Origin of the sequence: Shimazuella alba (assembly GCF_009831235.1) — a bacterium.
GTDB lineage: Bacteria > Bacillota > Bacilli > Thermoactinomycetales > Thermoactinomycetaceae > Shimazuella > Shimazuella alba.
This window is the reverse complement of sequence record NZ_WUUL01000011.1, coordinates 81,026-106,682: the sequence shown is the minus strand read 5'-3', so window position 1 is coordinate 106,682 and position 25,657 is coordinate 81,026. Positions and strand designations below refer to the sequence as shown.

General features: G+C 39.0%; 25 protein-coding genes, 1 pseudogene and 1 riboswitch. Of the genes and pseudogenes, 9 read left to right on the top strand and 17 right to left on the bottom strand.

The window, feature by feature from the left end; translation table 11 throughout:
- Window positions 1–82 precede the first annotated feature (82 nt).
- From efp to aroQ, 3 genes are read right to left on the bottom strand one after another with little or no spacing between them, the layout of a single operon-like run.
- Window positions 83–640, bottom strand: coding sequence for an elongation factor P (gene efp / locus GSM42_RS15585; protein ID WP_160802456.1), 558 nt, complete (start codon window positions 638–640; stop codon window positions 83–85).
- A 22-nt stretch (window positions 641–662) separates the two neighbouring features.
- Complete coding sequence (locus GSM42_RS15580; protein WP_160802455.1) at window positions 663–1,736, bottom strand: M24 family metallopeptidase; 1,074 nt, start codon at window positions 1,734–1,736, stop codon at window positions 663–665.
- 2 nt (window positions 1,737–1,738) lie between these two features.
- Window positions 1,739–2,179, bottom strand: a complete 441-nt coding sequence (aroQ, locus tag GSM42_RS15575; RefSeq protein WP_160802454.1) for a type II 3-dehydroquinate dehydratase — start codon at window positions 2,177–2,179, stop codon at window positions 1,739–1,741.
- A gap of 121 nt (window positions 2,180–2,300) precedes the next feature.
- Between aroQ and GSM42_RS15570 the strand changes: the two genes are divergently transcribed.
- The 3 genes from GSM42_RS15570 to GSM42_RS15560 all read left to right on the top strand — a co-directional run bounded on the left by GSM42_RS15570 (window position 2,301) and on the right by GSM42_RS15560 (window position 4,773).
- Window positions 2,301–3,269 (top strand): DUF1385 domain-containing protein, encoded by a 969-nt coding sequence (locus GSM42_RS15570; protein ID WP_160802453.1) that lies wholly within the window; start codon window positions 2,301–2,303, stop codon window positions 3,267–3,269.
- 21 nt (window positions 3,270–3,290) lie between these two features.
- Window positions 3,291–3,545, top strand: coding sequence for a hypothetical protein (locus tag GSM42_RS15565; protein ID WP_160802452.1), 255 nt, complete (start codon window positions 3,291–3,293; stop codon window positions 3,543–3,545).
- Between the two features lie 175 nt (window positions 3,546–3,720).
- The gene (locus GSM42_RS15560) at window positions 3,721–4,773 is read left to right on the top strand and encodes a coiled-coil domain-containing protein (RefSeq protein WP_160802451.1); all 1,053 of its coding nucleotides are present in this window, start codon (window positions 3,721–3,723) and stop codon (window positions 4,771–4,773) included.
- 70 nt (window positions 4,774–4,843) lie between these two features.
- On the opposite strand, the gene GSM42_RS15555 is transcribed toward GSM42_RS15560, so the two are convergent.
- The 6 genes from GSM42_RS15555 to GSM42_RS15530 form a co-directional block, all read right to left on the bottom strand.
- On the bottom strand, window positions 4,844–5,812 hold the full coding sequence (locus tag GSM42_RS15555; RefSeq protein WP_160802450.1) for a patatin-like phospholipase family protein: 969 nt from the start codon (window positions 5,810–5,812) through the stop codon (window positions 4,844–4,846).
- Window positions 5,813–5,876: 64 nt separating this feature from the next.
- A complete protein-coding gene (mntR, locus tag GSM42_RS15550; RefSeq protein ID WP_160802449.1) occupies window positions 5,877–6,338 on the bottom strand; it encodes a transcriptional regulator MntR in 462 nt (153 codons plus the stop codon).
- A gap of 89 nt (window positions 6,339–6,427) precedes the next feature.
- On the bottom strand, window positions 6,428–6,883 hold the full coding sequence (locus GSM42_RS15545) for a hypothetical protein (RefSeq protein ID WP_160802448.1): 456 nt from the start codon (window positions 6,881–6,883) through the stop codon (window positions 6,428–6,430).
- A gap of 99 nt (window positions 6,884–6,982) precedes the next feature.
- Window positions 6,983–7,729 carry a metallophosphoesterase gene (locus GSM42_RS15540; protein ID WP_160802447.1) on the bottom strand — a complete coding sequence of 249 codons (747 nt, stop codon included), beginning with the start codon at window positions 7,727–7,729 and terminating at the stop codon, window positions 6,983–6,985.
- A gap of 66 nt (window positions 7,730–7,795) precedes the next feature.
- Window positions 7,796–8,593, bottom strand: coding sequence for a lipoate--protein ligase family protein (locus GSM42_RS15535; protein ID WP_160802446.1), 798 nt, complete (start codon window positions 8,591–8,593; stop codon window positions 7,796–7,798).
- 126 nt (window positions 8,594–8,719) lie between these two features.
- Window positions 8,720–9,205: a hypothetical protein gene (locus GSM42_RS15530; RefSeq protein WP_160802445.1), complete on the bottom strand. Its 486-nt coding sequence runs from the start codon at window positions 9,203–9,205 to the stop codon at window positions 8,720–8,722.
- Between the two features lie 169 nt (window positions 9,206–9,374).
- Here GSM42_RS15530 and GSM42_RS15525 point away from each other — a divergent pair, with 169 nt between their 5' ends.
- Window positions 9,375–9,866 carry a ferritin-like domain-containing protein gene (locus GSM42_RS15525; RefSeq protein WP_160802444.1) on the top strand — a complete coding sequence of 164 codons (492 nt, stop codon included), beginning with the start codon at window positions 9,375–9,377 and terminating at the stop codon, window positions 9,864–9,866.
- Window positions 9,867–10,145: 279 nt separating this feature from the next.
- On the top strand, window positions 10,146–11,672 hold the full coding sequence (locus GSM42_RS15520; RefSeq protein ID WP_160802443.1) for an MDR family MFS transporter: 1,527 nt from the start codon (window positions 10,146–10,148) through the stop codon (window positions 11,670–11,672).
- A gap of 21 nt (window positions 11,673–11,693) precedes the next feature.
- Here the strand turns inward: GSM42_RS15520 and gcvPB are convergent, their stop codons facing one another.
- From gcvPB to gcvT, 3 genes are read right to left on the bottom strand one after another with little or no spacing between them, the layout of a single operon-like run.
- Complete coding sequence (gene gcvPB, locus GSM42_RS15515) at window positions 11,694–13,145, bottom strand: aminomethyl-transferring glycine dehydrogenase subunit GcvPB (protein WP_160802442.1); 1,452 nt, start codon at window positions 13,143–13,145, stop codon at window positions 11,694–11,696.
- Complete coding sequence (gene gcvPA / locus GSM42_RS15510; RefSeq protein WP_160802441.1) at window positions 13,142–14,491, bottom strand: aminomethyl-transferring glycine dehydrogenase subunit GcvPA; 1,350 nt, start codon at window positions 14,489–14,491, stop codon at window positions 13,142–13,144. Before gcvPA ends, gcvPB begins: the two co-directional genes overlap by 4 nt.
- Window positions 14,488–15,588, bottom strand: coding sequence for a glycine cleavage system aminomethyltransferase GcvT (gene gcvT / locus GSM42_RS15505; protein WP_160802440.1), 1,101 nt, complete (start codon window positions 15,586–15,588; stop codon window positions 14,488–14,490). The genes gcvPA and gcvT overlap by 4 nt, the downstream gene beginning before the upstream one ends.
- Before the next feature lie 152 nt (window positions 15,589–15,740).
- Window positions 15,741–15,842, bottom strand: a riboswitch (glycine riboswitch).
- A 452-nt stretch (window positions 15,843–16,294) separates the two neighbouring features.
- Between gcvT and GSM42_RS15500 the strand changes: the two genes are divergently transcribed.
- Together GSM42_RS15500 and GSM42_RS15495 are read left to right on the top strand one after the other, a co-directional pair.
- Window positions 16,295–18,007, top strand: a complete 1,713-nt coding sequence (locus GSM42_RS15500) for a DEAD/DEAH box helicase (protein WP_160802439.1) — start codon at window positions 16,295–16,297, stop codon at window positions 18,005–18,007.
- A complete protein-coding gene (locus GSM42_RS15495) occupies window positions 17,995–18,807 on the top strand; it encodes a YqhG family protein (protein WP_160802438.1) in 813 nt (270 codons plus the stop codon). The genes GSM42_RS15500 and GSM42_RS15495 overlap by 13 nt, the downstream gene beginning before the upstream one ends.
- Window positions 18,808–19,185: 378 nt before the next feature.
- On the opposite strand, the gene GSM42_RS15490 is transcribed toward GSM42_RS15495, so the two are convergent.
- Window positions 19,186–19,932 (bottom strand): amino acid ABC transporter ATP-binding protein, encoded by a 747-nt coding sequence (locus tag GSM42_RS15490; RefSeq protein WP_160802495.1) that lies wholly within the window; start codon window positions 19,930–19,932, stop codon window positions 19,186–19,188.
- Window positions 19,933–19,950: 18 nt separating this feature from the next.
- Window positions 19,951–20,637, bottom strand: coding sequence for an amino acid ABC transporter permease (locus tag GSM42_RS15485; RefSeq protein ID WP_160802437.1), 687 nt, complete (start codon window positions 20,635–20,637; stop codon window positions 19,951–19,953).
- A 107-nt stretch (window positions 20,638–20,744) separates the two neighbouring features.
- Here GSM42_RS15485 and GSM42_RS15480 point away from each other — a divergent pair, with 107 nt between their 5' ends.
- A complete protein-coding gene (locus tag GSM42_RS15480) occupies window positions 20,745–21,638 on the top strand; it encodes a DMT family transporter (protein WP_160802436.1) in 894 nt (297 codons plus the stop codon).
- 22 nt (window positions 21,639–21,660) lie between these two features.
- Here the strand turns inward: GSM42_RS15480 and GSM42_RS15475 are convergent, their stop codons facing one another.
- The 3 genes from GSM42_RS15475 to GSM42_RS15465 all read right to left on the bottom strand — a co-directional run bounded on the left by GSM42_RS15475 (window position 21,661) and on the right by GSM42_RS15465 (window position 24,616).
- On the bottom strand, window positions 21,661–22,440 hold the full coding sequence (locus GSM42_RS15475; protein WP_160802435.1) for a transporter substrate-binding domain-containing protein: 780 nt from the start codon (window positions 22,438–22,440) through the stop codon (window positions 21,661–21,663).
- A gap of 308 nt (window positions 22,441–22,748) precedes the next feature.
- A complete protein-coding gene (locus GSM42_RS15470; RefSeq protein ID WP_160802434.1) occupies window positions 22,749–22,955 on the bottom strand; it encodes a hypothetical protein in 207 nt (68 codons plus the stop codon).
- A gap of 206 nt (window positions 22,956–23,161) precedes the next feature.
- Window positions 23,162–24,616, bottom strand: coding sequence for an alpha/beta hydrolase family protein (locus GSM42_RS15465; RefSeq protein ID WP_160802433.1), 1,455 nt, complete (start codon window positions 24,614–24,616; stop codon window positions 23,162–23,164).
- Window positions 24,617–24,977: 361 nt separating this feature from the next.
- Between GSM42_RS15465 and GSM42_RS15460 the strand changes: the two are divergent.
- A pseudogene (locus tag GSM42_RS15460) lies at window positions 24,978–25,656 on the top strand (response regulator transcription factor).
- Window position 25,657 lies beyond the last annotated feature (1 nt).

Here is a 25,657-nt window from a genome sequence, read left to right as displayed (position 1 = left end):
TAAAATATTTACATATTAATTATATCTACACAAAAAAAGATCACGTGAAAAAACGTGATCTTTACCTGCTATTTTTATATCTCTAAGCTCTAGAAACATAAGCTCCACTCCGAGTATCAACAATCAAACGATCTCCAACATTAACAAATAATGGCACTTGTACCGTAAAACCAGTCGATAGTTTTGCTGGCTTGTTACCACCTGTAGCCGTATCTCCACGGATACCAGGATCTGTTTCCACTACCTCTAGTTCTACGGTATTTGGCAGCTGTATACCAATTGTTTCCCCTTTATAGGAGACAATCTGCACTTCCATATTTTCTTGAAGGAAATTTAATTCATATTCCAAACGTTCTTCTGTAAGACTGATCTGATCATATGTTTCATTATCCATAAAAGTGTAGTCACCGCCGCTTTCATACAAATACTGCATGCGACGCGTCTCTACAAGTGCTTTTTGTACTTTTTCACCAGCGCGAAACGTTTTTTCTTGGATATTACCGTTGCGTAAATTACGGAGTTTGGAGCGTACAAATGCCGCTCCTTTACCTGGTTTTACATGTTGAAACTCAATAACAGACCATACATCATTATCAATCTCAATGGTAAGGCCTGTTTTAAAATCATTTACACTAATCATAATAGCAATTTCACCTTTTCATCTATAAAATAATTAATTCTTTGGGTAAACTGGTAAGTACCTCATACCCTTCACTGGTGATAAGTATATCATCTTCAATTCGAACCCCAAACTGATTTTCCAAATAAATCCCTGGCTCGACTGTTACAACCATTCCCGGAGTGAGGATATCTTTGCTTGATGTGCCTAATCGCGGAAATTCATGAATATCTAAGCCGATTCCATGTCCAGTACCATGCCCAAAACAGTCTTCAAAACCTGCCTGTCTAATAAAATCCCGGGCAACAGCATCTGCATCTCTCGCATTCATTCCTGCAAATAGAGCTGCAATTGTTTTTTCATTTGCAACACGTACTACCTCATAAATCTCACGTTGTTTCGTGGAACAAGATCCAATTGCTATGGTACGGGTAATATCCGAAGCATAACCTTGATAAAAACACCCAAAATCAAACGTCACCAGTTCACCAGCAGCAATTGGTTTATCAGATGCTACCCCATGTGGCAGGGAAGAACGGATCCCTGAAGCTACTATCATATCAAAAGATACCCCACTTGCACCACGTTCTCGCATCAGCCATTCTAAGCGCAAAGCAATTGATTTTTCTGACATTCCAGGAGCAAGTTCTGTTAGCAACTGATGAAAAGATTCTTCTGCAATGTGAATCGCTTCCTTGATATAAGTCAGTTCAATCTCTTCTTTTATCGCACGAATTTCTTCGATAACATTTGTTGTTGCTGTCAGTGATACACGCTTATCTAGTGCACGAAAGAGATCATCATATTCTGCAAAGGATAGATGCTCTGACTCAAAATGCAGCGTAGAAATGCCAAGATTAAGACACACCTCTGCTACTTTTGCATACATTTGATTGCCTAGATGCTCTACAACGGTAAAATCAGGAGCTTGTTCTCTCACTTGGCTCAAATAGCGAAAATCTGTGACCAAAATACTGTCATCAGGCGTGATAACTAGCACTCCAGAAGTGCCTGTAAACCCACTTATGTAATAACAATTGGGACGATAAGTTACAAGAAGCGCTTCCATCTTGTTTCGCTTCAACAAAGCTTGTAGTTTTGTAACTCGCTGATTCATATTTATGCTCCTTCTATCCATTCGCGAACAGCCATCAATGCTAAATCATAGCTTTTGGTACCAAAACCAACAATTTGCCCCTTGCATGCTGGTGCTATGACAGAAGAATGTCGGAAGGTTTCTCGCGTATGAATGTTTGAAATATGTACTTCGATCACAGGTACTGTTATAGCTTGAATAGCATCAAAAATGGCATAACTGTAGTGTGTATAAGCTCCAGGATTCATAATGATTGCATCATATTTATCCATCGAGGAATGAATTTGATTAATCAATTCTCCCTCTATGTTAGATTGGAAAGTATCAACTTGACAACCCCATTTTTGCCCTTTTTCTACCAGACGTTGGTTGACATCTGCTAACGTTTCAGAACCATAATGATCTGGTTCTCTGATTCCTAATGTATTCAAATTTGGACCATGTAAAACCAAGATACGTGCCATTTGTCTCCTCCTTCTATCATCTTCCATATTATCACACAGCCGTTGACTCTTTAAGTTTAGATAATTATGGTACAATAGGAGAAATTAAATAAATGCATGTCATGACTAAGGTGGTGCAACCATGTCTGAAAACGTTGTCCCTTATGGTGGGCAGGCCGTCATTGAAGGAGTTATGTTTGGCGGACGAAATACGCAAGTAACAGCCGTTAGAAGAAAAAACGGTCAAATAGAAACACTTGAATTAGAAAAAAAGCAGATCCCCTGGGTGAATAGCTTAAAAAAAATTCCTCTCCTACGTGGAATTGTTTCCCTTATTGAAGCAAGTGCCAGCGGTGCAAAACACCTTCAATATGCAACAGAAGTATACGAACAAGAGGAAGAAGGAACTCCAGAGATAAAAACAGAAACAAAGACAACAGGGAAAGTTCAAATGATGATAGGTGTTGCCATCATCGGAGTCCTATCTCTTGTCGTGGGAAAAGTTATCTTTACGGTATTACCTGCTGCCCTTGCAAGTTGGATTTTTGACCCATATGTTAAAAATATGATCCTCCAAAATCTTATTGAAGGAAGTATTAAAACTATTTTACTTCTTGGGTACCTATGGGGAGTTTCCAGAACACCTATCATGAAACGAGTTTTTCAATATCATGGGGCAGAGCATAAAGTTATCAGTGCATATGAAAATCGAGAAGAATTAACGGTTTCCAATGTTCAAAAATACTCTACACTCCATTACCGTTGCGGCAGTAGTTTCATGATTTTCACAGTAATTGTTGGTGTAATTGTGTACTCGTTTTTTACGTATGATTCTGTTTGGGATCGAGTATTGACCAGGTTATTACTTCTTCCACTCGTTATTGGCCTTTCATTTGAAGTACTCAAACTTACGAATGCAGTCCGCAAAATACCTGTATTGCAATATCTTGGTTACCCAGGACTTTGGCTACAGAAATTAACAACAAGAGAGCCTGACGATGATCAGGTGGAAGTAGCAATTGCTGCTTTTGTCCGTATGCGTGACCTTGATGAAGCCTATGTCACAAATGGTCAACCAGCAAGAACAGTTGCCAAGAGCATACAAACTTAAGCGAAAGGATGGAAAAAGCCCATGAACAAAACCGTTGGTACATGGCTCATATTTTCGTTTATAGGTATTGCTTTACTAGCACAACTTATTAAAAATCCTGTTCCAACACTGGTATTCTTTGCTATTCTTGGAGTAGTCATACTCCTTTATAAGTTCCCTCCTAAATGGTTGATTTCATTTGCAAACCCTGGGAGAGAGCCAAAAACTGCTCAGAAAGGGCGAAAACGCAAAAAATACCCATTTCGTGTTATTGATGGCAAGAAAAAAAGCAGTTGATACTCAAATGCCTGCCTATGGAGACTAGAGGTAAATCTCTTTTCTACCATAGGTTTTTTATTTGATATTGTAACAAAACAATCATTTATCTACTCGTTTTTAAATTGACTTTATCGAATGTTTGTACTATATTTAAATACGTACATATGATTCCATATTAGCTAGGAGAGACATCATGGCGAAAATCACCGAAAAAGATACAAAAGCTACAATCCTTGGAGCATTACGTCAAGCTGAAAAGAAAATTATTGATTTAGAAAAGGGCAAACTGAAAGCAGAACAAGAAACTACTCAAAAAAAGGCCAAAGAAACCATTACCAAAGCTGACTCCATGGTAGAAGTAAGTATGGAGGATAAAATAACCGACTTAACAAAATCCATCAATCAAGTTTTAGGAAAAATCGGTTCAGATATCGCCGCAGAATCAGATAATCTCCAAACAATTAAAAGTGCAATCGCTCTCAAAGAGGCTGAGTTAAAAGATTTGTTTGGAATTGAGAAACAAGCAAATACCTTGGCTGCATTAGTGGACGCGCATCAAGAATTAAAATTAGCTCAAGAAAATGAATTAGTCGAAGCCAAAAATGAAGCTACCAACAAACTAAACCAAATTGAAGACCTCATCAAAGCAAAAAATGAAGAGTATCAAGTTCTACTCAAAGAACAATCCAAAACATTGGCACAAAAGCAAAAACGCGAAGATGAAGAATTTACCTATGATTTTGCAAGACGTAAAAAGATAGAAAATGACAAATTAGCTGACGAGCTAGCTTCGAAAAGAAAAGAATTCGAACAAGAATTAGAAAATAAAAATACGGAACTTGCTAGCTATAAAAAATCTTTAGATGAGCGCCAAGTAGAGATTGAAAAACGTGAGCAAAAAGCAGACAAATTAGAAGCTGAGATAGAAGCATTCCCAGCTAAATTAGAGGAAACCAAAAAAGAAGCAGATGCGAAAGCAAGTGCTGAAATCAAAAGAGTTCTCGCCATTCGTGAAGCAGCTATGAAGAGAGAAATAGAAGCAGATAAACGGATATTAGAAGCGGAAAGAGATAACCTGAAAACACAATTGGATAAATCTTTAGAAGTCAACGGTACACTTCAAGCAAAACTAGACGAAGCTTATAAACGTATTCAGGAAATGGGTATTCAAATGGTGTCTAGCTCTAATGAATCAAAAGCATTTGATAAAATTGCATCACTTGTTACGGAAAAGAACAGCAAATAAAGCTACTACTATAAAAAAGTCTAAGTTTCTCCGCTTCAATCGAACTTAGACTTTTTTATACTTTAACATGTTATCCTGTAAAACGTCGTTTATTTGGATCTTTTGTAGATTCATTAGCTAAATCAACTCTACTTCGCATTTCTAAATAACTTGAGAATGTAAATCGCTTAAAGAAATTCTCTCCTGCAGTTACACCAGACTGAAACAGAGCTTCTCTTTTTTTTATATCGATTGAAAAATCAGTTATCTTCACATTCAATGCGGGCACAGTAATCGTTCTCACTTGGTCCTGTTCCCGAATATTTCGGTTGTCATGTGCATCCATCATGGTCTCAAATAAGGCTTTAAACATGGATACAGGACTATCAATCTTATGCCCTGTTGGAGGATCATCAGAAGTCAAACGAAATCCAAATGTTGGCCACTCTGGATTATCGGAATCAAATAACCAAATTGGATAATTACTGAGAACAGCCCCATCAACCAAATAACAGTTTTGCTTTATTTCTTTGTTTAGCAAACGTGCAGGTTCAAAAAAGAATGGGATACTACAACTCATACGAACTGCTTTCGCAACGGAAAAACAGGAAGGATCATGACCATATGCAGCTAAGTCTTGTGGAAAAACAAGAAGATTTTCTAAGGTAATATCAGATACAATAATATGAAGCTTGGTCTCCTTCTGTTCTAAATCTTGAAACGTATGAACACCTTTTTGTGCTAATAAATTTTCTAGCCATTTTTCTAAGCGATTGGTTGGATGAAGCCCTTTTTTAAACCATAAACGAGCACCGGGACCGAGGAAAGGAATATAATCATACCAAGTAGGAGCTAAAAAGTCAGCGAAGTTTTTATGAATCATGATTTCGTACAATTCTTGTCCAGAGTAGCCAGCTGCGAGTAGTGCTGCTAAAATCGATCCAGCCGATGTTCCAGCAACTCTTTTCCATTTGTACCCTTTTTCTTCTGCCACACACAGAGCACCTACCAGTCCAATCCCTTTTACCCCTCCACCCTCAAATACAGCATCAGCCCACATAATTACACCTCCATACTTTTATTTCCAATATATGTAGAAAAAAATCCCCTAGAATGTAAATTGTCTAGGGGATAATTTTCTCTTGGGATTTTAGGTCTTCCATTTCCTCATAATCCTCAGTTTGTGGAGTAATTTTCAGTTGTTGTTGAACACTCGTGTTTTTTTCTAAAACCTCCACCAAATTCTCAATACAAGTGATGGAATTCCAACTGAGATGATGTTCAATACCTTCTACATCTTCGTAGACAAATTCTTCTTTCACACCTATTAAACGGAGAAATTGTTCTAAAAGTTCATGCCGATGAACCAATCGCTTACCCATTTTTTTCCCTTTTGCAGTAAGCATCAAACCTCTGTATTTTTCATAAACCAGATATTGGTTTTGATCTAACTTCTGGACCATTTTGGTTACGGATGAGGGATGCACTTCCAACGCTTCCGCGATATCGGAAACACGAGCATAACCTTTTTGATCAATAAGTTTATAAATATTCTCCAGATAATCCTCCATGCTAGGCGTTGGCATGTAAGCAAAACCCCCTGAAACAACTTTTTTAAATAGCGTCTACTATTTTATCATAACTTTGTAAACAATCGTAAGGCGAAATATAAACACTAAATAGTATGTGCTGCCAGACGAATATAATCGACATAGATAGTTCCTCTTACTCCCGAAAAAGAAACAGAAACTGATTTTGTCTGTGCTGGTGGTGGTGGGACAATATTAAAATATGGTTTGAAAGCTAATCTTGTAGCTCTTGGAAGTATAATCTGCAATGGTGTAGAGCGCAAAATCCTTCCGTTTTGATCTAAGTATGCTACGGTTGCAAACAAATTTGCCTGTGCACCTGCAGCAGTCGCATTGAGCAAACGAAAATACAAATAATAGGCACAGCCTCTTTGGATTGTCAGTCGCTGTTTTTGTTTAAGAACACTCCCTGTTCTCAACAATACAGAATAATCATTTTTATAGACTGGATTTTTTACTCGCTTCACATTAATTCCAGTCCATGGAGCTAGACCTTGACGGAATCCTCCATTAACCAAAATATTCGTATTGTTACAAGCCATCGAATCTCCCCTACCCTTCTTCTGATCCTTTACCTTATGCCAGTTGAGTAGGGAATGTTTGGGAATGTATATTTTTTATTACCTGCAACAACCCAACTGCTATGACCATATTCGAAATGGAGAAAAGTCTAATGCATCACAAGAAACTAATTTTAAAGGAATTCCATCAACTTCCCCTTCAACTGCATCCAAGATGGCTTTGCCATGAAGATGACCATAAATACAATACTTTACGTTATACTGTTTGACCAGCTCCCAAAAGCCAGATGTTTCTCCACTTTTGTTAACAGGTGGATAATGAAGCATTACAATAATCTCTTTGTTTGGATGATAAGATACAGCAGACTCTAAAGACATCTGCAATCTTCCTACTTGACGGTTATATATCTTCCGATCATCTTCCTCATCGAAAGATCGATCAGTTGGTAATGTCCATCCTCTTGTTGCACAGATTACTTTTTCCTCTACTACCGCAAAATCAGCGTCCAGCCATTCCATATTTGCAGGAAGAATATTTCTAATTTTATTTTTGCTATGATAGTAGTATTCATGATTTCCGGGAGAGAGCACTTTGTGACCTGGCAATTGACTTATCCAGTTCAGATCATATAAAGCCTCTTTTTGCTTCAAAGCCCAGCTAATATCTCCTGGAATTAATACAGTATCTTGGTCTGATATGAGCTTTCGCCAATTATCACGCACTCGATCATAATAACGTTCATCCCAACCAAATATATCCATTGGTTTGACAATATCCTTTTCTGGATCAATTTGATCAATATGTACAGATCTATTAAAAGATAGGTGAAGATCACTTATTGCATAGATTGCCACTCGTCTATCCATTCCCTTCTTTTGCTATCTCTATTATAACAAGAATGTACGAATGGATTGAAGTTACAAATAAGTATTCTATCTTTTTTCATTCCATTCTGTTTTGCTGTATTTATCTTTGACTAACTGTTCTGCTAACTCCCATTCATAGGGCGATAGATTTTGTTCCACCAATGAAACACTTAATCCCTCTTCAAAACCAGAATAAACCGCCTTCATTGCTTCTTCCATCGGAATAGGTCTGTTACATAGTTGTGTAAGTGTGCCTATTCTGGTTTCAAACTGAAGTCTGCTCTGTTTTGTGGGAAAAGTGAATATATCATAGAAAGTTTTGAAATCAAAATCAAGCAATATACTCCCATGTTGTAACAATACTCCTTGTTGCCTCGTTTGAGCACTTCCTATTGCTTTTCGTCCATCGATTAAAAACTCCTCTGAACCTGGTGCATCAAAGCACGCTGCTGAAGATGTCTCTGATTGTATCTTCTGCACGCTCTCATCCACTTTAAGAGTTAGTTTTTTGATTGCCGTCTCTAGAGCTAAATTTATTTTTCGGTACGTTGCTTGGACGGAACTGGAAACCAGAGGATTTTTTTCAGAAAGTATCACACTGTAAGTTAACTCTCGATCATGAAATACCGCTCTTCCCCCTGTCATCCTTCTGACAAAACCTAAGTTCAGCTCTTCTATTTTTTCATGATTGATCTGGCGATGTGCATGTTGAAAATAACCAATGCTGAGTGTTGCAGGATTCCATCCATAAAGACGAAGTGTTGGCAGCACTCTATTTTCGTGATGAGCAATTAAAATAGCTTCATCTATCGCCATATTCCAGTATGGATCATAAACTTGGTAGGGAATGAATCTCCAGATCATCGTATTCTCCTTTCTGTAACGAGGTTCAATGTAGTTACCATCTATCTGAAGTCAAACTGCTATCATTATACAATGATGAGGTACAGAACAACGGAATGTTCTGTACCTCGACTTCATGCTTGATCGTTATTTGATGAGCTTCATACACTGCCCTTGAGGACGGGATCGATCGTCGTAAAACTGCTCCGCCAGCTGATTCAACTTAGCATCAGTGGGGTTCTTTTTCTGTGCCCCGTACTTCTTACCATAATGGAGGATACTGTTTCTCAAATCACGACAAGAATCCGAATCAGGAAGTCCAGACATCTCTACCACAAGACTAAGCTTTGAGAGACCACCTGTAATGTCCCAAATATACTTGGCATATAGATTCCCAGCATTTTGAGGCTTCGCGTTTACCTGTCTGAGAGTTTCATCTGCTTTCCTGCGCAGCATCCTGTCCTGTAGAGAATCTGCAAGTTCCTTGTCTTGATGAAGAAGCTTTACGACTGCCTCTTTTGTACAACTAGCAGAACATACAGGGCTGTTTGTCTCATTACTTCCCGACTGTCCACCGCTACAAGCTGTAGCAAAAAGCATCCCAGCAGTGACAATAATAAGTTGCTTTTTCATGATTCCTCACATGAAATCGACTACTTGATTTCCATTTACACTTCAATTATATCAGGCAATCCATACCTTTACCAAACTCAACCGAGATAAGGATAAATCTTTTCGAATTACGTTGAAATGAGCTGGGTATAACTAAAGGAGAAAATTGATTAGAGAAGGAGATTTTAGAGTGGACCATAAAATACACGAAGAACTGAATAAACAGGTAGCGAACTGGAGTCTTTTGTATACCAAATTTCATCATTATCATTGGTATGTAAAAGGGAGTACTTTTTTTGAGTTACATAGTAAATTCGAAGAATTGTACAGGGAAGCAGATAGTATATTAGATGAATTAGCAGAGCGTCTCTTATCTATTGGCGGGAAGCCAGCATCTACTTTTCCAGATATTCTTGCAAAAGCTAGTATTCAAGAAGCGACAGGAACAGAATCTACGGAACAAATGATAAAACAATTGGTGTATGACTTCCAACAACTAAGTGGTGAACTACGTGATGGTATCGCAATTGCAGATGAAGCGAAAGATTATCCAACTGCAGATATGTTGACTGGAGTGTTAACAAAGATAGAAAAGTATGGCTGGATGTTCGAATCATACATTGGAGGAAAAACGATAACAAGTATTAAAAAACGAGAAAGATCCCTAAGTCAAAGACTATAAAATTGGAAGTCGTTTTTGTGACCCCTTCTTTCCTACCCTCCTTTTTCTAAAAAGGAGGGTACTTTTGTTCCATTTTCTATTTTATATTTCTCAAAGAAAACATTTTCCATATTCGTGCAGTAAGCAATATCTTTTCTTTGGAAAGTAAATCTCTATATTCGAGCATCCTTTCTCTATAGATCGAAACTTATTTATTTCGGAAGTAGAAATGTTATAATCTTGATGGTGGCGAATATCAAAAATTTTTTAGCCGCACCTAAAGAAACGAGGTTACCAAATATGACTTCTTATGCACCTACAAACGAATTATCAGAAGCTGCTAAAAAAACAAAACGAACTCATGTGTTTGTTTTTTTACTCATCACCATGTTTATGATTTCGATTGAATCCACCATAGTGGCTACTGCTGTGCCAGAAATCGTTGCAGAATTAGGTAACTTTTCTGCTTATAGTTGGGTTTTTTCGTCATTTTTATTAATGCAATCAGTTACCACACCAATATACGGTAAGCTTTCAGATATTTTTGGCAGAAAACCGATCTTTTTGATTGGAACGATCATCTTTTTAATAGGTTCTTTGTTATGCGGTTTTGCAACATCTATGGGGTTACTTATCTTATATCGTTTTATCCAAGGAATTGGAGCAGGTGCAGTAATGCCTATTGCGACAACATTGGTAGGAGATTTATATTCCTTAGAAGAACGATCTAAAATTCAAGGTTATCTCTCCAGTGTGTGGGGGATTTCCTCTGTGATCGGTCCCTTAGCAGGCGGATTGATTGTTCAGTATGTAAGTTGGGCTTGGGTATTTTGGATCAATATTCCACTTGGTATTTTAAGCATTATTGGGATTCACCACTATTTGCATGAACAAGTAGAAAAAAAGAAACCATCGATTGATTATTTAGGAGCAAGTCTTTTTTCTGTTTCTGTTTCCGCCCTTATGCTGATATTAATCGAAGGAGGCTCCAATTGGGGTTGGACTTCCACACCTACCATCTCATTATTTGTTGTATTTGCCATCACTATGGCTATTTTCATCTGGTGGGAAACAAAAGCTACTTCCCCTATGATGCCATTGTCTCTATGGAGAAATAAATTAATCGCTGTAGCGAACGTATCCACTCTACTAGCTGGTGCATCCATGATCGGACTGGCGAGTTTTTTACCCACTTATGTCCAAGGTATCATGGGGTCATCCGCACTTGTAGCTGGCTTTGCGTTGACAGCTATGTCAGTAGGATGGCCTTTGGCTGCAAGTGCTACTGCAAAACTATTCCCACGCATAGGGTTTCGCTACACTGCTATTCTTGGTGGTATCTTCCTTATTTTAGGTTCTATCTTTTTTATCACCCTTGATCCAAGTAAAGGACCAATTTGGGCTGGTTTGGGCTCCTTTGTTATCGGAATAGGAATGGGATTTGCTACCTCTACTTTCACCATTTCGATTCAGAGCAGTGTAGGTTGGGAGATGCGAGGGGTAGCCACTGCTTCCAGCATGTTCATGCGATCCGTAGGAACTACATTAGGAACGGCAATTCTTGGAGGAATCCTCAATCTTCAATTAAAAAATTACTTAGAACAGCATCATGCAAGTAATCTAAACCTTTCATCGATCGATGCAGCAAATGTATTATTGGACCCAGTCAAAAAAGGACAATTGACGAGTGATGCTCTTCATCTTCTTCAAAGCGGACTACAAACAGCGCTACATACTGTTTTCTGGGGTGTTTGTATCTTTGCTGTACTAACATTTTTGTCCACTTTGTACTTCCCTTCTGCTCAAAAAGAAAAACAGCCGAAATAATACATTCCGGCTGTTTTCTTCTTATTTCGTCCAACGAAGTTTTGGTTTGCGTGCTGCTAAAACTTCATCTAAGCGTTTCACTAGTGTATGGTGAGGCGCTTCTTGTATTACTTCAGGTGTTTCTTTTGCTTCGTTTGCGATTTGAATCATCGTTTCAATAAAGTGATCCAGTGTTTCTTTGCTCTCTGTCTCTGTTGGTTCAATCATCAAACATTCTTCGACAATAAGCGGGAAGTATATGGTTGGTGGATGGACACCGAAATCTAGCAAACGTTTGGCGATATCCAGCGTACGAACTCCTGATTTTTTTTGACGGTTGCCTGAGAGTACAAATTCGTGTTTGCATGCTTGCTCAAAAGGAAGATCATAATAATCTTTTAAACGCGCCTTCATATAGTTTGCATTTAACACTGCATTTTCGGATACTTGACGAAGACCTAGAGCTCCCATTGTTCGAATGTAAGCAAATGCCCGCACCAAAATCCCGAAATTCCCATAATAGCCTTTTACTCGCCCAATGGAATTTGGCAAATCAGATTCTAGATAATAGGTTCCATCTTCTTTTTTCGCTGCAAGTGGTTTAGGCAAAAATGGAACGAGTTCTTTTTTGACCCCGACTGGACCGGCACCTGGCCCACCTCCACCATGCGGAGTAGTAAAGGTTTTATGCAAGTTCAGATGCACGACATCGAAGCCCATATCCCCAGGACGAGCAATCCCTAAAATGGCGTTTGCATTGGCTCCGTCATAGTAGAGCAAACCTCCAGCTTCATGTACAAGTCTAGCAATCTCTACAATTTCTTCTTCAAACAATCCCAGTGTATTTGGGTTTGTCAGCATTAAAGCAGCTGTATCTTGCCCCAATACTTCTTTTAGTGCAGCAACATCAACCAAACCTTTTTCATTAGATGGAATTGTAATGGTTTCAAATCCAGCAACCGCTGCACTGGCTGGGTTGGTTCCATGAGCAGAGTCAGGAACAATTACTTTGTTTCTTTGTCCTTCACCACGGCTTTGATGATATGCTTTGATCATCATCAACCCTGTCCATTCTCCTTGAGCACCAGCTGCTGATTGTAACGTTACCCGATCCATGCCAGTAATCTCTGCTAGATCTTGTTGTAGCTCAAACAACAATTGCAAAGCACCCTGCACAGTTTCTTCTGCTTGATAGGGGTGAATTTTTGCAAAGCCGGATAATCTTGCAACATCTTCATGTACTTTTGGATTGTACTTCATGGTACAAGAACCAAGTGGATAAAATCCATTATCAACCCCGTGGTTCCGACGTGATAACTCCGTATAGTGGCGCATAAGATCAAGTTCTGAGACTTCAGGAAGATCAGCTACCTCTTCTCGAATAAATTCGTTTGGAAGTTGTTCCACTTCAGGGACGTCTAGCACCGGTAGACTATGAGCGATGCGACCTGTACGACTCATTTCAAAGATTAAAGCTTTATGTGCATTATTCATATCAGCAACTCCTCCAGTGCATGACATAATGTAGCAATATCTTCTTTTGTCCGCTCTTCTGTCACCGCAATCAGCATGTGATTAGTCAGCTCTGAATAGGCAGCTCCCAAATCATATCCACCAATTACACCATAAGAGAGCAACTCGTGATTTACCGCCGCTACTGGTCTTGCTAACTTTAGGACAAATTCATTGTAAAAAGGAGAGGAAAACACAACTTCTACTCCCTTTATTTTGCTAATTTCTTGTCTTGCATAGTGTGCCTTATGAAAGTTTTGCCTTGCTACCTCTTGCATTCCCTCTCTGCCCATGGCACTAAGATAAACAGATGCGGCAAGTGCATTGAGCGCTTGGTTGGAACAAATATTAGATGTAGCTTTATCACGACGAATATGTTGTTCCCGTGCCTGTAAGGTCAGCACAAATCCACGATTGCCGTCTTCATCGACTGTCTGACCAACAATTCTCCCAGGAATTCGACGCATCAAAGCTTTTGTGGTAGCAAAAAAACCACAATGTGGACCACCAAAAGAAGCCGAAATACCAAGCGGCTGAGCATCTCCCACCACAATATCTGCTCCAAACTGGCCTGGTGGTTTCAACATTCCCAAAGAAAGAGGATTGCTGCTGACTACGAACAAACTTTTGTTTGCATGTGTTAATTTCTCAATCTCGGTTAAATTTTCTATATGACCAAAGAAATTAGGAGTTTGCACAATAACAGCAGCAGTTTCAGATGTAACTAACTGTGCTAGTGCTGTAACATCTGTCACTCCATCACGATATGGAGCTTCTACGATTTCCAAACCCAAGCCATGGGAACTCGTATCCAATATTTCTCTCGCTTCTGGATGTACTGTACGAGAAATGATGATTTGCTTTCGTTTTGTTACACCCGAAGCCAAATTTGCTGCTTCTGCTAGTGCTGTTGGTCCATCATACATAGAAGAGTTTGCAACATCCATACCTGTCAGCTCTGCAATCATCGTTTGAAATTCAAAGATAGCTTGTAATTCACCTTGGCTAATCTCTGGTTGATAGGGGGTGTAGGCTGTATAAAATTCTGATCGAGAAATCACATGTCCCACCACACTAGGAATATGATGGTCATAAACACCTGCACCTAAAAAGGATGCATAGGAATCCGTAGAAGCGTTTTTTCCAGCAAGTCGACGCATGTGACGAACCAATGTGGATTCTGCCATCGGGGCCGGAAGGTTCATTTCCCCTTTAAATCGGACAGTGGATGGTATTTCGGCGAATAAATCTTCTACTGTATCTACCCCAATAGTTGCGAGCATTTCAGCACGGTCTTTTTCTGTCATTGGCAGATAGCGTTGTTTCATCCTCTTGTCCTCCTATAAAATGGTGTAGGTACGATTTTTGCTTTGACACGTTTTCCTCTTATCTCTACTTCTACTTCTTGCTCAATCTGGGCAAAAGCCGAATCAATCAGCGCAAGTCCAATGTTTCTTTTGGTAAGTGGTGATTGAGTTCCAGAAGTAACTTCTCCAACTGCTTGACCCTTTACATAAATAGGATAATGACTTCTTGGGATTCCTCTATCTATCATTTCGATCCCGACTTTTTTCCGTTTTAATCCTGATTCCTTTTGGAAAAGTAGAGCATTGGAACCTATAAACTCTCCTTTCTGTAGCTTAACAGCAAATCCTAATCCAGCTTCAAAAGGAGAGATCTCTGCTGATAATTCTTGTCCATACAGAGGTAAAGCTGCTTCTAAGCGTAAGGTATCGCGCGCTCCCAGTCCACAAGGAATCAATTGATACTCTTCTCCAGCTTGTAATAAAAATTTCCATAAAGCCTGTGCTTCTTTAGCGTCCACATAAAGTTCAAATCCATCTTCACCTGTATAGCCAGATCGAGATACTAAACAGCGAACCTCCCCTATGTCTATGTTCATAGCAAATTGAAAGGGAGATAAAATAGCTAGATCAAAGGTCGTGCAACGTTGCAATATATCTTCGGCAAATGGTCCTTGTAATGCTAGCAACGCTGTTTCTGCTGAACGATCTCTTAATTCCAACTGTTCATCTTTTATTTGATTTTGTAACCATTCGATATCTTTTTCTATATTGGATGCATTGATAACAAGCAAAAACCCCTCTTCTTTTATCTGATAGACTAATAAATCATCTACTGTTCCACCATCTGGATAACATAATAAGGAATACTGGGCCTGACCAACAGTCAACTTCGAAATATCATTCGTCGTCACACGATTTACAAATTGCTTCGCATCAGGTCCACTGATCTCCACTTCACCCATATGGGAAACATCAAACAATCCTGCTCTTGTTCGAACAGCTTCGTGTTCTTCTTTGATACTGGAAAACTGGACAGGCATCTCCCATCCGCCAAATGGAACAAGCTTTGCTTCTTTTTCATAAACCGAATAAAGGGGCGTTCGCTTTAATGCTGTCATCTTCGCACCTCCACATTTTATTAACAAAAAAAGACAGAAAAATTCCTTATAAAATAAAGAATTCCCCTGTCCTTGTTACCTGAGAGTTCGGTCTATCTTTACAGACCTGCCCCTTTGGTGGCTCTTTTCATGAAGAGCGCTCTCCAGAGTGACGTCCGATGAGCCTCCTTTTGCCTGAGAGATTCACCTATACAGGTTTGCTCCTTCGGCGCCAACTACCATCCATAGTGGTTGGTCTCTCCTCTCATCATCAACCGTCTACACCTATGTATTTGTCCCCTTCATTGTGCCATAAAATCCGATCATTTGCATGTTTTTTTAAAAGAAAGTACGTCTTTTTTTATTGCGAGTAATTCTTTTTTTCAATGCGCACAAAATTATTGGTGATCCTCTATGAAATTCATTGCCATCACAATCCTCTTCACTTTAACCTCAGTTATGAATTCATTTCAGTTTTCCATTCAGCTAGATAAAATCAGATTTCGTGCTGGGCAAGTGGTGACTGTATAGCATTATTTGAAAGCATGCCATTGTTAGGCACTAAGAGGGATAAGAAAGGCATTACATTTTAAAATAAAAAACGATTATCCGCCAACATTTCACTCTTGTTGAACTTACTACCTTCTTATTTCTATTCATCATGCATTATTTACCAAAAAACAACCCATACTACATCAGATACTACATTTACTATAGGAGGCGAAAAATGAACACCCCTCCGATTCGTTTTCACCGTGAATGGTTACCTCATTTTCAAAATCTCGTAGAACTTGACACGGGATGGGCAAATTGGGATCGATTTCAGCTGGCACTAGAGGCAGCCCAGATATCCGCTGTCCCTTCCTTTGACACACTTTTATGTCTTGAACAACTGCAAGGTATTGAACCTTTGCCACATCAGATTGATGTGACAAAACGTGTTATTCAAGAAATGCGTGGCCGGGCAATATTAGCTGATGAAGTAGGGTTAGGAAAGACCATTGAAGCTGGGCTTATTTTGAAAGAATATCTCATTCGCGGGTTGGTGCAAAAAGTATTAATTCTTGTACCTTCTTCCCTTGTTCTCCAATGGACAAGGGAATTAAATCAAAAGTTCCAAATACCAGCTGTGGCTCAGAAAAAAGCTTGGATGTGGGACAAATACGATATTGTGGTTGCCTCTATGGATACAGCCAAACGGGACCCGCATCGAGAAGTTGTTCTGAATCAACCTTACGATCTACTCATCGTCGATGAAGCACACAAATTAAAAAATCGCCGCACGAAAAACTGGCAGTTTATCAGTGAAATGCAAAAGAAATATTGCCTACTGCTAACTGCCACTCCTGTTCAAAATGAGATGGAAGAACTATATAACTTAGTCTCCCTCTTAAAACCAGGTCAACTAGGAAATGAATCTCGTTTTAACAAAGATTATGTGGCCGGAAAACGAAAACCAAAAAATGAGGATCAATTAAGACAAGAAATAAATCAAGTATTAATTCGCAATCGACGAAAAGAAAGTAACTTACCATTAACAGAACGAATCGTAAAAACAATTCCTATTGAGCTTACGTCAGAAGAAAAAGCACTATATGATGGTGTGAGCGATTTTGTTCGAGATCGTTATTCTTCCAAAGCTGATTTAAAGAGCATGCTTTCTCTCCTAGTATTACAAAAAGAAGTATGCAGTAGTCGAGACGCGGTTTTTCTAACACTTTTTAAATTGTTTCAAAAAGGAAACGAACAAAAAACTTCTATTCCACCTGAAGTAAACCACTTAGTCAACCTTTTAAAAGCTGTCACGACTTCATCAAAAGCCGAAGCAGCCGTCAAACTGATCGAGAGCATACCCGATAAAGTGATCTTATTCACTGAATATCGGGCTACACAAGAAATGTTACTCCGTGCTCTTGCAGCAAAAGGAATACATGCTGTTCCTTATCGAGGCGGATTTAACCGGAATAAAAAAGATTGGATGATGGAGCTTTTTCAAAAGAGAGCACAAGTGATGATCGCCACAGAAGCAGGAGGAGAAGGCATTAACCTTCAGTTTTGTCATCACATCATCAATTATGATATGCCATGGAATCCCATGCGTGTCGAACAACGAATTGGCAGGGTACATCGCCTCGGTCAAAAAAACGATGTACATATCTACAATTTTGCTACGGTTGGAACCATTGAAGAACATATTATTTGGCTGCTTCATGAAAAAATAGCATTATTTGAGTCAGTTATTGGTGAACTTGAGACCATTTTGGAAGGGTTAGAAAAGGATGACTCACTCGAAAAAAACTTAATGGAAATTATGGTCAATAGCAAAACAGAGGAAGAAATTAGAAATCAACTCAGCCAGATTGGCGATCGATTTCAACAAGCAAAAAAGGAACATCTTCAGGATAAAGCAAGAAAAGAGGAGTTATTGTGGACCAAATAACACTGCGAAGCTTTACAGAAAGATATTTACAAGCAAATGATTGCCAGATTTTAGAATCTACTCCATCTTACCTCCATACTCAATTATCCGTTGAAGCAGATAAAGATTTGATTAATCGCCCTTTTTACTGGATGTATGTAGAGAAGATGAATCTACCAGCTAATCCTATGCAGCTTTGTCTCGTGTTCGATCCTGAAAATCCTCCTGAAGAACGTCGGGCTGAACATTTATTTTATGGTTCCCCCCGTTTTCGGCAACTTTTACTCTCGGCTCGAAATCAAGGAAAATTTGTACGGCTTTATCAAGAACCGCCTAGGTGGACACCATCCTCCTCAAAATCTATTGGATACAAACCATGGCTATCCATTCAATATCTTATTTCTTATGTATGTGATCAAAAAAAAGATCGAATCGCTTCGTTTGGTATCGATTTGCAAACGGCACAAATCGAACCTAATTTTATTCAGCGTCTTCAATCATATAAATGGACACATAAATTACCAGAGCGCAGATATACGCTAAGTCCGCGAATGACGATCCAAGAAGCAGTTGGTGAAGTAGAATATATGCTAACAGAAGAACTAACAGCAGAAGATCACCAGTGGGCAGAAGAAGCAGAAAAACGTCTGCAAGAGGAATTAAACCAAGTTTCCACCTATTTTCCAGTAGAAGAAAAACAGACAGAAGAGGAAAAAGCAGCAAATACCGCGCGACGTCGGGAATGTATCTGGCAGTACCATCCACGTATTGAAATTCATGTAGTATCTGCTGGATTGTTTTATTTAGAAGACTGTAAATAACAGCACAAAAGATAAAGCGCCTAAGCAAAAACTTAGGCGCTCTTTATTGTTCAAGCCTTATTATTGTGCGGCTCGGACGGGGTTCGTCCGAGCCTTCACTCAGTTCTGCGGTCGCTCGACCCGGTCCTGGTAAGCCATCTTACCCACTCCAATCGCACACGCCGCAGAAATTGCAAAGATGCTCAAGAAGAATACCTGTCCAAAGCCCTGAAGCCCAAGAAACAGGAAGAAGAGAGAGATTCCCCCTACAGCAATTGCGCTGCCCGTCATCTGGCTAGCCTGCGACGACGCCGTTTGGGAAGTCATCTCCACGTTCTCCATCTTACTTGTCCTTCCATATTTGCGAGTTATCATTATCATACTAATTTCGCATGAAAATCACAACTGATTAAATCTTTCCAAAAATTGCTTTGTTCGATCCTTTTGCGGATACTCAAAAATATCTTGTGGTCTGCCTTGTTCTACAATTTGTCCTTGATCAATGAAAAGAATTCGATCTGCTACCTCTCTAGCAAACGATAACTCATGCGTTACAATCAACATGGTTTGATTTCCTTTTGCAAGTTGTCGAATCGTCGCTAATACTTCTCCTACTAACTCTGGATCAAGTGCTGAGGTAGGTTCATCTAGTAATAAAACCTCTGGTTCCATTGCAAGCGCACGAGCAATGGCAACACGTTGTTGCTGTCCACCAGATAATTGATCTGGATAGGCATCTTGCTTATCCTTTAAACCTACTTGTATTAATAAATGCTCTGCAAGAGACACTGCCCTGCTGGTGCTTATCCCTTTTACTTGAATTGGTCCTTCCATCACATTTTGCTTTGCCGTCATATGAGGAAACAGATGAAAACTTTGAAAAACCATCCCTGTTTTTCCTCTTAATTTCCGAATTTCTCGATCAGCAATTCGCTTATGTTCTTGAAAAGAAAGGATCACATTATCTATTTGAATGGAGCCCATGGTTGGAAGTTCCAATAAATTTAAACAGCGCAAAAAAGTCGACTTTCCAGAGCCACTAGGTCCAATAATTGCAAGTACTTCTCCTCTTTTAACTGTTACATCCATTCCATGTAGCACTTCTTGATCATCAAACCGTTTCACTAAATTGGTAACTTGAATCATATCCATTCTCATTTCCTCCTACTTCGTAAACTTCCCATAGCGATCTTCCAAGCGATCTTGAACCCATGCGAGAATGGTACAAACAATCCAATAAAAAATAGCAACCAATATGTACATGGTTAAATAATCAAATTCCCTGCCACCGATGATTTTCGCTTGATACAGCATTTCTGGTACTGTAATCATAGAAAGTAGAGAAGTGTCTTTTACCAAACTCAATAATGTATTTGCCAGCGATGGAAGTGCTACACGAAGTGCTTGTGGCATCACAATACGTCTTAATGCTTTGCTATACGACATATTAATGGAATATGCTGCTTCCCACTGACCTTTTGGAATCGCCAATAATGCTCCACGAAACGTCTCTGCGGAATATCCTCCTACATTGAGTGATAAACCGATTACTGCTGCAAGAAATGGGGTTAAATTTAGTCCGATGACCGGTAATCCAAAATATAAGATAAATAATTGCACCAATAGTGGAGTACCACGAATAATCGAGATATAGGCTCTTGCTGGATACCTTAGTATTTTGGAGGAAGACATTCTCATTAATGCCACGATCAGGCCTAATAATAACCCGATAACCATCGTAATGATGGTTATGAGGATGGTATATTTTAACCCTTGGAGTACAAACCACGCAGAGTCTTGTGCTAATTGGAAATCAAATAGATTATTCCATTGTATGGCATTCCAATTCATATTTTCCTCACCTTTTTTCTGTTTCTATGTAAGGTATTTATTTTGATTTATAGATAACGTATAATCAAATTGGATGTTTTAAGACTATTATGAATAGGGGAATTTCCTTGTTTGATAGATTTTCTATGGGATACTTCTACTTATCCATCTCTGTTATCTTTTGGGGAAGTGGATATGTATTATCTAAAATACCTATTGACCAAGTAGTACCTTCAGTTGCTGTATTTACTCGATTTTTTATTGTAGCTATTTGTTCCCTTTTTATTTTGATCTATCATTGGTCTACTTTTACACGACTAACTAGAAAAGATCATCTTATTTTCCTGACTATGGGTCTCGCATTAGGTATCTACAACTGGTTTTATTTAGAAGGTTTAGCTCGGACAAATGTCATTGATAGCATTTTTATCGAGACTGCTTTCATACCCATTTTCACCGTTCTTATCGTTTATTTTTTTAAAACGCCCATCTCCAAAAATCAATGGATTGGAGTTAGTATTTCTATTCTTGGTTGCTCCTTTTTCTTTTATCCTCTTTTAGAAGTCGATTCCTTTCATTCTACACGAATCATTGGGATTATCATTTTATTCCTATCCGTTTTTTCATGGATACTCTATACCTTGCTCGGAAAAGAAATATTTTCCAAGATAAATATATTGGTCGGAACTTCTTATGCAATGATCATTAGCAGTTTTTTTCTTTTACTTATTGCATACCCAGATATTCAAAATGTTTTCTGGTCTGATTTGCATACAGACTATTGGCTCACACAGTTATATTTAGGAATTTGTTCAAGCGTAATAGGAAATATATGTTATGCAATTGGAATAAAAAAAGTTGGTGCTGCCACAGGATCATTATTTCTCTTTCTTGTACCAATCGTTGGGTTTTTATTAGCTCATCTACTTATTCAAGAAACACTTACTATGATCCAAATTATTGGTACTTTTACCATGCTGATAGGTGTTTGGCATGCGAATAAAGTTGGAAAAAGTAGTTGATCATCATCAACTACTTTTTGTATTATTTTGAAGCATCAATTCCAAAATATTTATTAGAAATTTTTGCGAGGGTACCATCTTTTTTCATATCTTCTAATGCTTTGTTCACTTCATCCACTAACTTCTTGCTATCTTTTGGAAAAGCAAATGCGGAAGAAGATTTTTCTACAGGTTCCCCTACTGTTTTTAGTGGAAGCTTCGTTTGTTTCATCATTTCAGCAATCGCCAAACGATCATTCATACTCATTTCGATTCTTCCCGCTGCTACATCTCGCATCGCACTCATCATATCTTCATAAGGAACAATAGTTGCCCCAGCATCTTGCGCCATTTTCCCATAGTTACTGGTAGTGGTTTGACCAGATTTCTTGCCTTTCACATCTTGAAGAGTCTTAATCGATGTATTATCGTTTTTCACTACAATTTGGGCATAGGAAATCGTATAAGGAGTGGAAAAATCAAATTTCTTTTGCCTCTCTGGTTTAATCCCTACTTGATTCGCAACCATGTCAATTTTTTTGGACGATAAACTTGTAAGCATACCATCCCAAGGAATTTCTTTAAACTCGACTCTTAGTCCAAGGCGTTTTCCAACCTCACGAGCAACCTCTACATCATATCCTGTAAGCGCATTTGTTTTTTCATCATGATAACTAAAAGGTTTATAAGTTCCTTCTGTCCCAACTAGCAATACTCCACTTTCTTTTACTTTTGTGTATGTATCATTGGTAGTACCAACACTACATCCAGCTACTAGCGCAAAAACAAGTAGAATTGGAGCTATCCACTTTAATCTTTTCATCAGCCCAGACTCCTCTTAATCTTATTGTTAAAAGCATGTTCCAAACTAATATAATTATACATAATAGGCGATCAAAGTCAATAAAACCAACTGCATTAGTCGGATTTTTATTCATCTTAAAGAATCTAAAGAAAGTATACTTCTTTGATTAATTGGGTTCATTTTCTTTCCCCTAGAAAAAGTATACTTTAAGAAGTGCCTTTCAAACCTTTGTTGGTTCACTATTTGCAAAATTTCCATATCAGCAGATGTTTTTAGTAATTAGATTAAATTTTACTTAATTATTTTTTGGTATCACTACTAAATTCTCAATTGGAAGATGAAAGGCGTGGTATATTCTGCATTAATCTGCTCATCAGGCGGATAGTGTCGCTTGCCTTCTTTTGAATTCTTGACATAATACCCATTCGTTTTGCTACCTCAATCTCCTGTTCTCGTATATCAACCCCATTGTCACCCTCCCGCAGCTTAGGTGCTCGCTCGATCACAGTAGGACGAAATCCATAGCGTTCCAACCAGTATGCTAGAGCCAGGCCTCAATACTTGACTTGCACCTGAAATTAGAATTCGTGGGTTATTTGTATACACCTCATAGGTTTTATTATTTTTGTAGAACATTTTGCATGTCTGCCTCCGCGAACTTATTAAAAGTCCTATGCACGTCTATTTCGTCCTTTCATCGTTACTATACAGAATAATCATCGACTTATGTCTATCTAGGTCACCGTTTTTCAAAGTGCACTTCAGGATATTGTTTTGATGGTTCATCAAGCAGTTTTGCTGGCTTACTCTTTAGATACTTATTAAAAAACGCCAATGTGTAAGAATTAATGATACTGTTTGCCCGATCGCCATCGATTGGTCCGGTTAGACCTGCCCATGACATCAGTGGTGAGTAAAGTGACGCATCAGTAAAGTTTACGTGAAAAGTGCCAGGTATCATAATTAAGTAACCGTCTTTTGGCAGTTTCTTGTAAACTGACCTCATAGTCGTTTGAGTCAAATCTATATCCTCTTTCGACCACCCCTCCATCTTCATCCACTTAGCTTCACGACCGATAAACATAGTTGGTTGCTTTAAACCAGAACGAATCACATTGGCAGGCATATGAACATCCAACGCTATAAAGGCACGCAAACGTGGATCTAAGTAACTGGCTTCAGCACCTATAAGACCACCCAGTGAATGTCCAATCATACCAACATGCTTAAGATCCAATCGTCCAGTCAGGATTCCTTTCGGATCAGACTGGTTTAAGGCTGTGAGTTGATCAAGTGAAAACATAATGTCCTTGGCGAGATAGGGAACAACAGTATTGTCAAAAAAGTTGCGGTCATCTGGCAAATCACTTTTAGTCCCGGGAAAAAGGCGAGAGTCAAGAGAAATCAAACGACCATCAGGAAATTTTACTCCGCCAGCGGTATAAGGGTGATCGATGGAAGCCACAATGTATCCATGTGACGCCAACTCCTCAAATATTTGAGTGTTTTGTTGACGAAAACCGCCACGCGCAGCTGAAAAAATTAGCACTGGATATTTAGACTTAACTGTCGACACTGTTGCAGAAGGAATAGCATGAGTCTTAACGTACTTTAATTGCTCAAAGATAAATCCCGGCAAACCTTTCATACGGGCAACTGACGCTAAGGGTTCTGTCTCCTGAATGTAGGGAGCGTGCGGCGATGATAGATTTTCTTTGGCAGGATACCAAATCTGTACCATGATCTCACGACGATCTTTGGGATTATCTGTGAAAATCTCTGGACGATTTTTATCTACCCAATGATAGATCAATGTACCGATTTGGTTAGGTCCTGACGGTTGTGGTAAGTTGAATACAGGAAAAAGAAACGGTAGAACGGAAGAAACTATCAGACTCAGTGCTCCTAGACTAATCGTAAAACCGGAGGCAAGTCGCTTAATCATGCCTGTTTCACCAAGTTTAGGCTTTCGCACAGTATTTTTAGCTAACCAGGCCACAAAAAATATTCCACTCATGATATAAGCTGGGATTATTCCCCAACGAGAACCCTCCACCAGTACCTGAATACCAACTATTGGTAACGGAACGAGAGCCAAATATTGCGCCCACTTTATTGACTGTTTCAATGGGATTACCAAGGAAAAAAAAGCCAGTAAATTGGCAAACAGTAGTATTAATTCAATAAGTCTCATCACAGACATCCTTCCTTTGGATGCCTTGCACCCAGAGAGATTTTTACGATCAGTGATTCATTTTTCATAGAAGGTAACTCCTTTTCTCTACCTATTGAGCAAAGCAGAGATCTTTGGGTTTCACTAGATGTGTAATATAACAAAATATCTTTCGTGTTAGTATTGAATTTCTCGCTGCCTCCTTGCGAACGGATTAAATGTCCATTGCTCGCCGAGTCCGTTCTTTCATCGTTAATTTACAGAATAAATATCGAGAACTTATGCAGATTTTTATCTATTCTTGTGAATCTTTTCGTTATCCCAACAATCACACGATATAATATGATAAAGAATTTCTGTGTATTGGAAGGATGAAATTAAAATGGAGCCAAAATTGATGATTGTAGAGGACGAGAGATACATGCTGGAAGAAATACAAACTTATCTGCAGCGTGAAGGGTTTCAAGTCCATACCTGCCAAAACGGAAGAGAAGCACTTGAGCTCGCTCAATTAGAGCAACCAGAACTCGTTGTGCTCGATTGGATGCTTCCCGAAAAGAGCGGTCTTGATGTTTGCCGCGAGTTAAGGCAAATATCGAATTGCGGCATTATTATGGTCACAGCCCGATCAGAAGAATCGGATAAAATCGTTGGTTTGGAAATCGGTGCAGATGATTATTTGACAAAGCCTTTTAGTTTGCGTGAGCTGTCTACGCGAATCCGGGCTTTACTTCGGCGCTTGCATGGGGCTGAAAATAAGCCTCAGATTTTGAAAAGAGGCAACTTGACCATTTCCGAAGCCAAATGCCAAGTATACAAAGACGACCAAGAAATCCAACTAACACCGACCGAATTTAAACACATTGGCTGCACGTCCTGGCATTGTTTTTAGCCGCCTGCAGTTATTGAAAGTCGCACTCGGGGACGAATATATGGGTTATGAACGAACGATGGATTCCCATATTCGAAACCTTCGCCGAAAATTGGGAGACGCTCCCGCCAATCCGAGATATATCCAGACGCTATACGGCTTCGGTTATCGGTTCGGTGAGCAGACATGAA

What these genes read in the sequence shown, in the direction of transcription:
- GSM42_RS15535 (WP_160802446.1), bottom strand. Translation starts at nt 8,593, where the DNA reads ATGATCTGGAGATTCATTCCCTACCAAGTTTATGATCCATACTGGAAT.
- GSM42_RS15560 (WP_160802451.1), top strand. Translation starts at nt 3,721, where the DNA reads ATGGCGAAAATCACCGAAAAAGATACAAAAGCTACAATCCTTGGAGCA.
- GSM42_RS15465 (WP_160802433.1), bottom strand. Translation starts at nt 24,616, where the DNA reads ATGAGACTTATTGAATTAATACTACTGTTTGCCAATTTACTGGCTTTT.
- GSM42_RS15485 (WP_160802437.1), bottom strand. Translation starts at nt 20,637, where the DNA reads ATGAATTGGAATGCCATACAATGGAATAATCTATTTGATTTCCAATTA.
- GSM42_RS15565 (WP_160802452.1), top strand. Translation starts at nt 3,291, where the DNA reads ATGAACAAAACCGTTGGTACATGGCTCATATTTTCGTTTATAGGTATT.
- gcvPA (WP_160802441.1), bottom strand. Translation starts at nt 14,491, where the DNA reads ATGAAACAACGCTATCTGCCAATGACAGAAAAAGACCGTGCTGAAATG.
- GSM42_RS15520 (WP_160802443.1), top strand. Translation starts at nt 10,146, where the DNA reads ATGACTTCTTATGCACCTACAAACGAATTATCAGAAGCTGCTAAAAAA.
- gcvPB (WP_160802442.1), bottom strand. Translation starts at nt 13,145, where the DNA reads ATGAATAATGCACATAAAGCTTTAATCTTTGAAATGAGTCGTACAGGT.
- GSM42_RS15530 (WP_160802445.1), bottom strand. Translation starts at nt 9,205, where the DNA reads ATGAAAAAGCAACTTATTATTGTCACTGCTGGGATGCTTTTTGCTACA.
- gcvT (WP_160802440.1), bottom strand. Translation starts at nt 15,588, where the DNA reads ATGACAGCATTAAAGCGAACGCCCCTTTATTCGGTTTATGAAAAAGAA.
- GSM42_RS15500 (WP_160802439.1), top strand. Translation starts at nt 16,295, where the DNA reads ATGAACACCCCTCCGATTCGTTTTCACCGTGAATGGTTACCTCATTTT.
- GSM42_RS15540 (WP_160802447.1), bottom strand. Translation starts at nt 7,729, where the DNA reads ATGGATAGACGAGTGGCAATCTATGCAATAAGTGATCTTCACCTATCT.
- GSM42_RS15545 (WP_160802448.1), bottom strand. Translation starts at nt 6,883, where the DNA reads ATGGCTTGTAACAATACGAATATTTTGGTTAATGGAGGATTCCGTCAA.
- GSM42_RS15490 (WP_160802495.1), bottom strand. Translation starts at nt 19,932, where the DNA reads ATGATTCAAGTTACCAATTTAGTGAAACGGTTTGATGATCAAGAAGTG.
- mntR (WP_160802449.1), bottom strand. Translation starts at nt 6,338, where the DNA reads ATGCCAACGCCTAGCATGGAGGATTATCTGGAGAATATTTATAAACTT.
- GSM42_RS15570 (WP_160802453.1), top strand. Translation starts at nt 2,301, where the DNA reads ATGTCTGAAAACGTTGTCCCTTATGGTGGGCAGGCCGTCATTGAAGGA.
- aroQ (WP_160802454.1), bottom strand. Translation starts at nt 2,179, where the DNA reads ATGGCACGTATCTTGGTTTTACATGGTCCAAATTTGAATACATTAGGA.
- GSM42_RS15555 (WP_160802450.1), bottom strand. Translation starts at nt 5,812, where the DNA reads ATGTGGGCTGATGCTGTATTTGAGGGTGGAGGGGTAAAAGGGATTGGA.
- GSM42_RS15580 (WP_160802455.1), bottom strand. Translation starts at nt 1,736, where the DNA reads ATGAATCAGCGAGTTACAAAACTACAAGCTTTGTTGAAGCGAAACAAG.
- efp (WP_160802456.1), bottom strand. Translation starts at nt 640, where the DNA reads ATGATTAGTGTAAATGATTTTAAAACAGGCCTTACCATTGAGATTGAT.
- GSM42_RS15475 (WP_160802435.1), bottom strand. Translation starts at nt 22,440, where the DNA reads ATGAAAAGATTAAAGTGGATAGCTCCAATTCTACTTGTTTTTGCGCTA.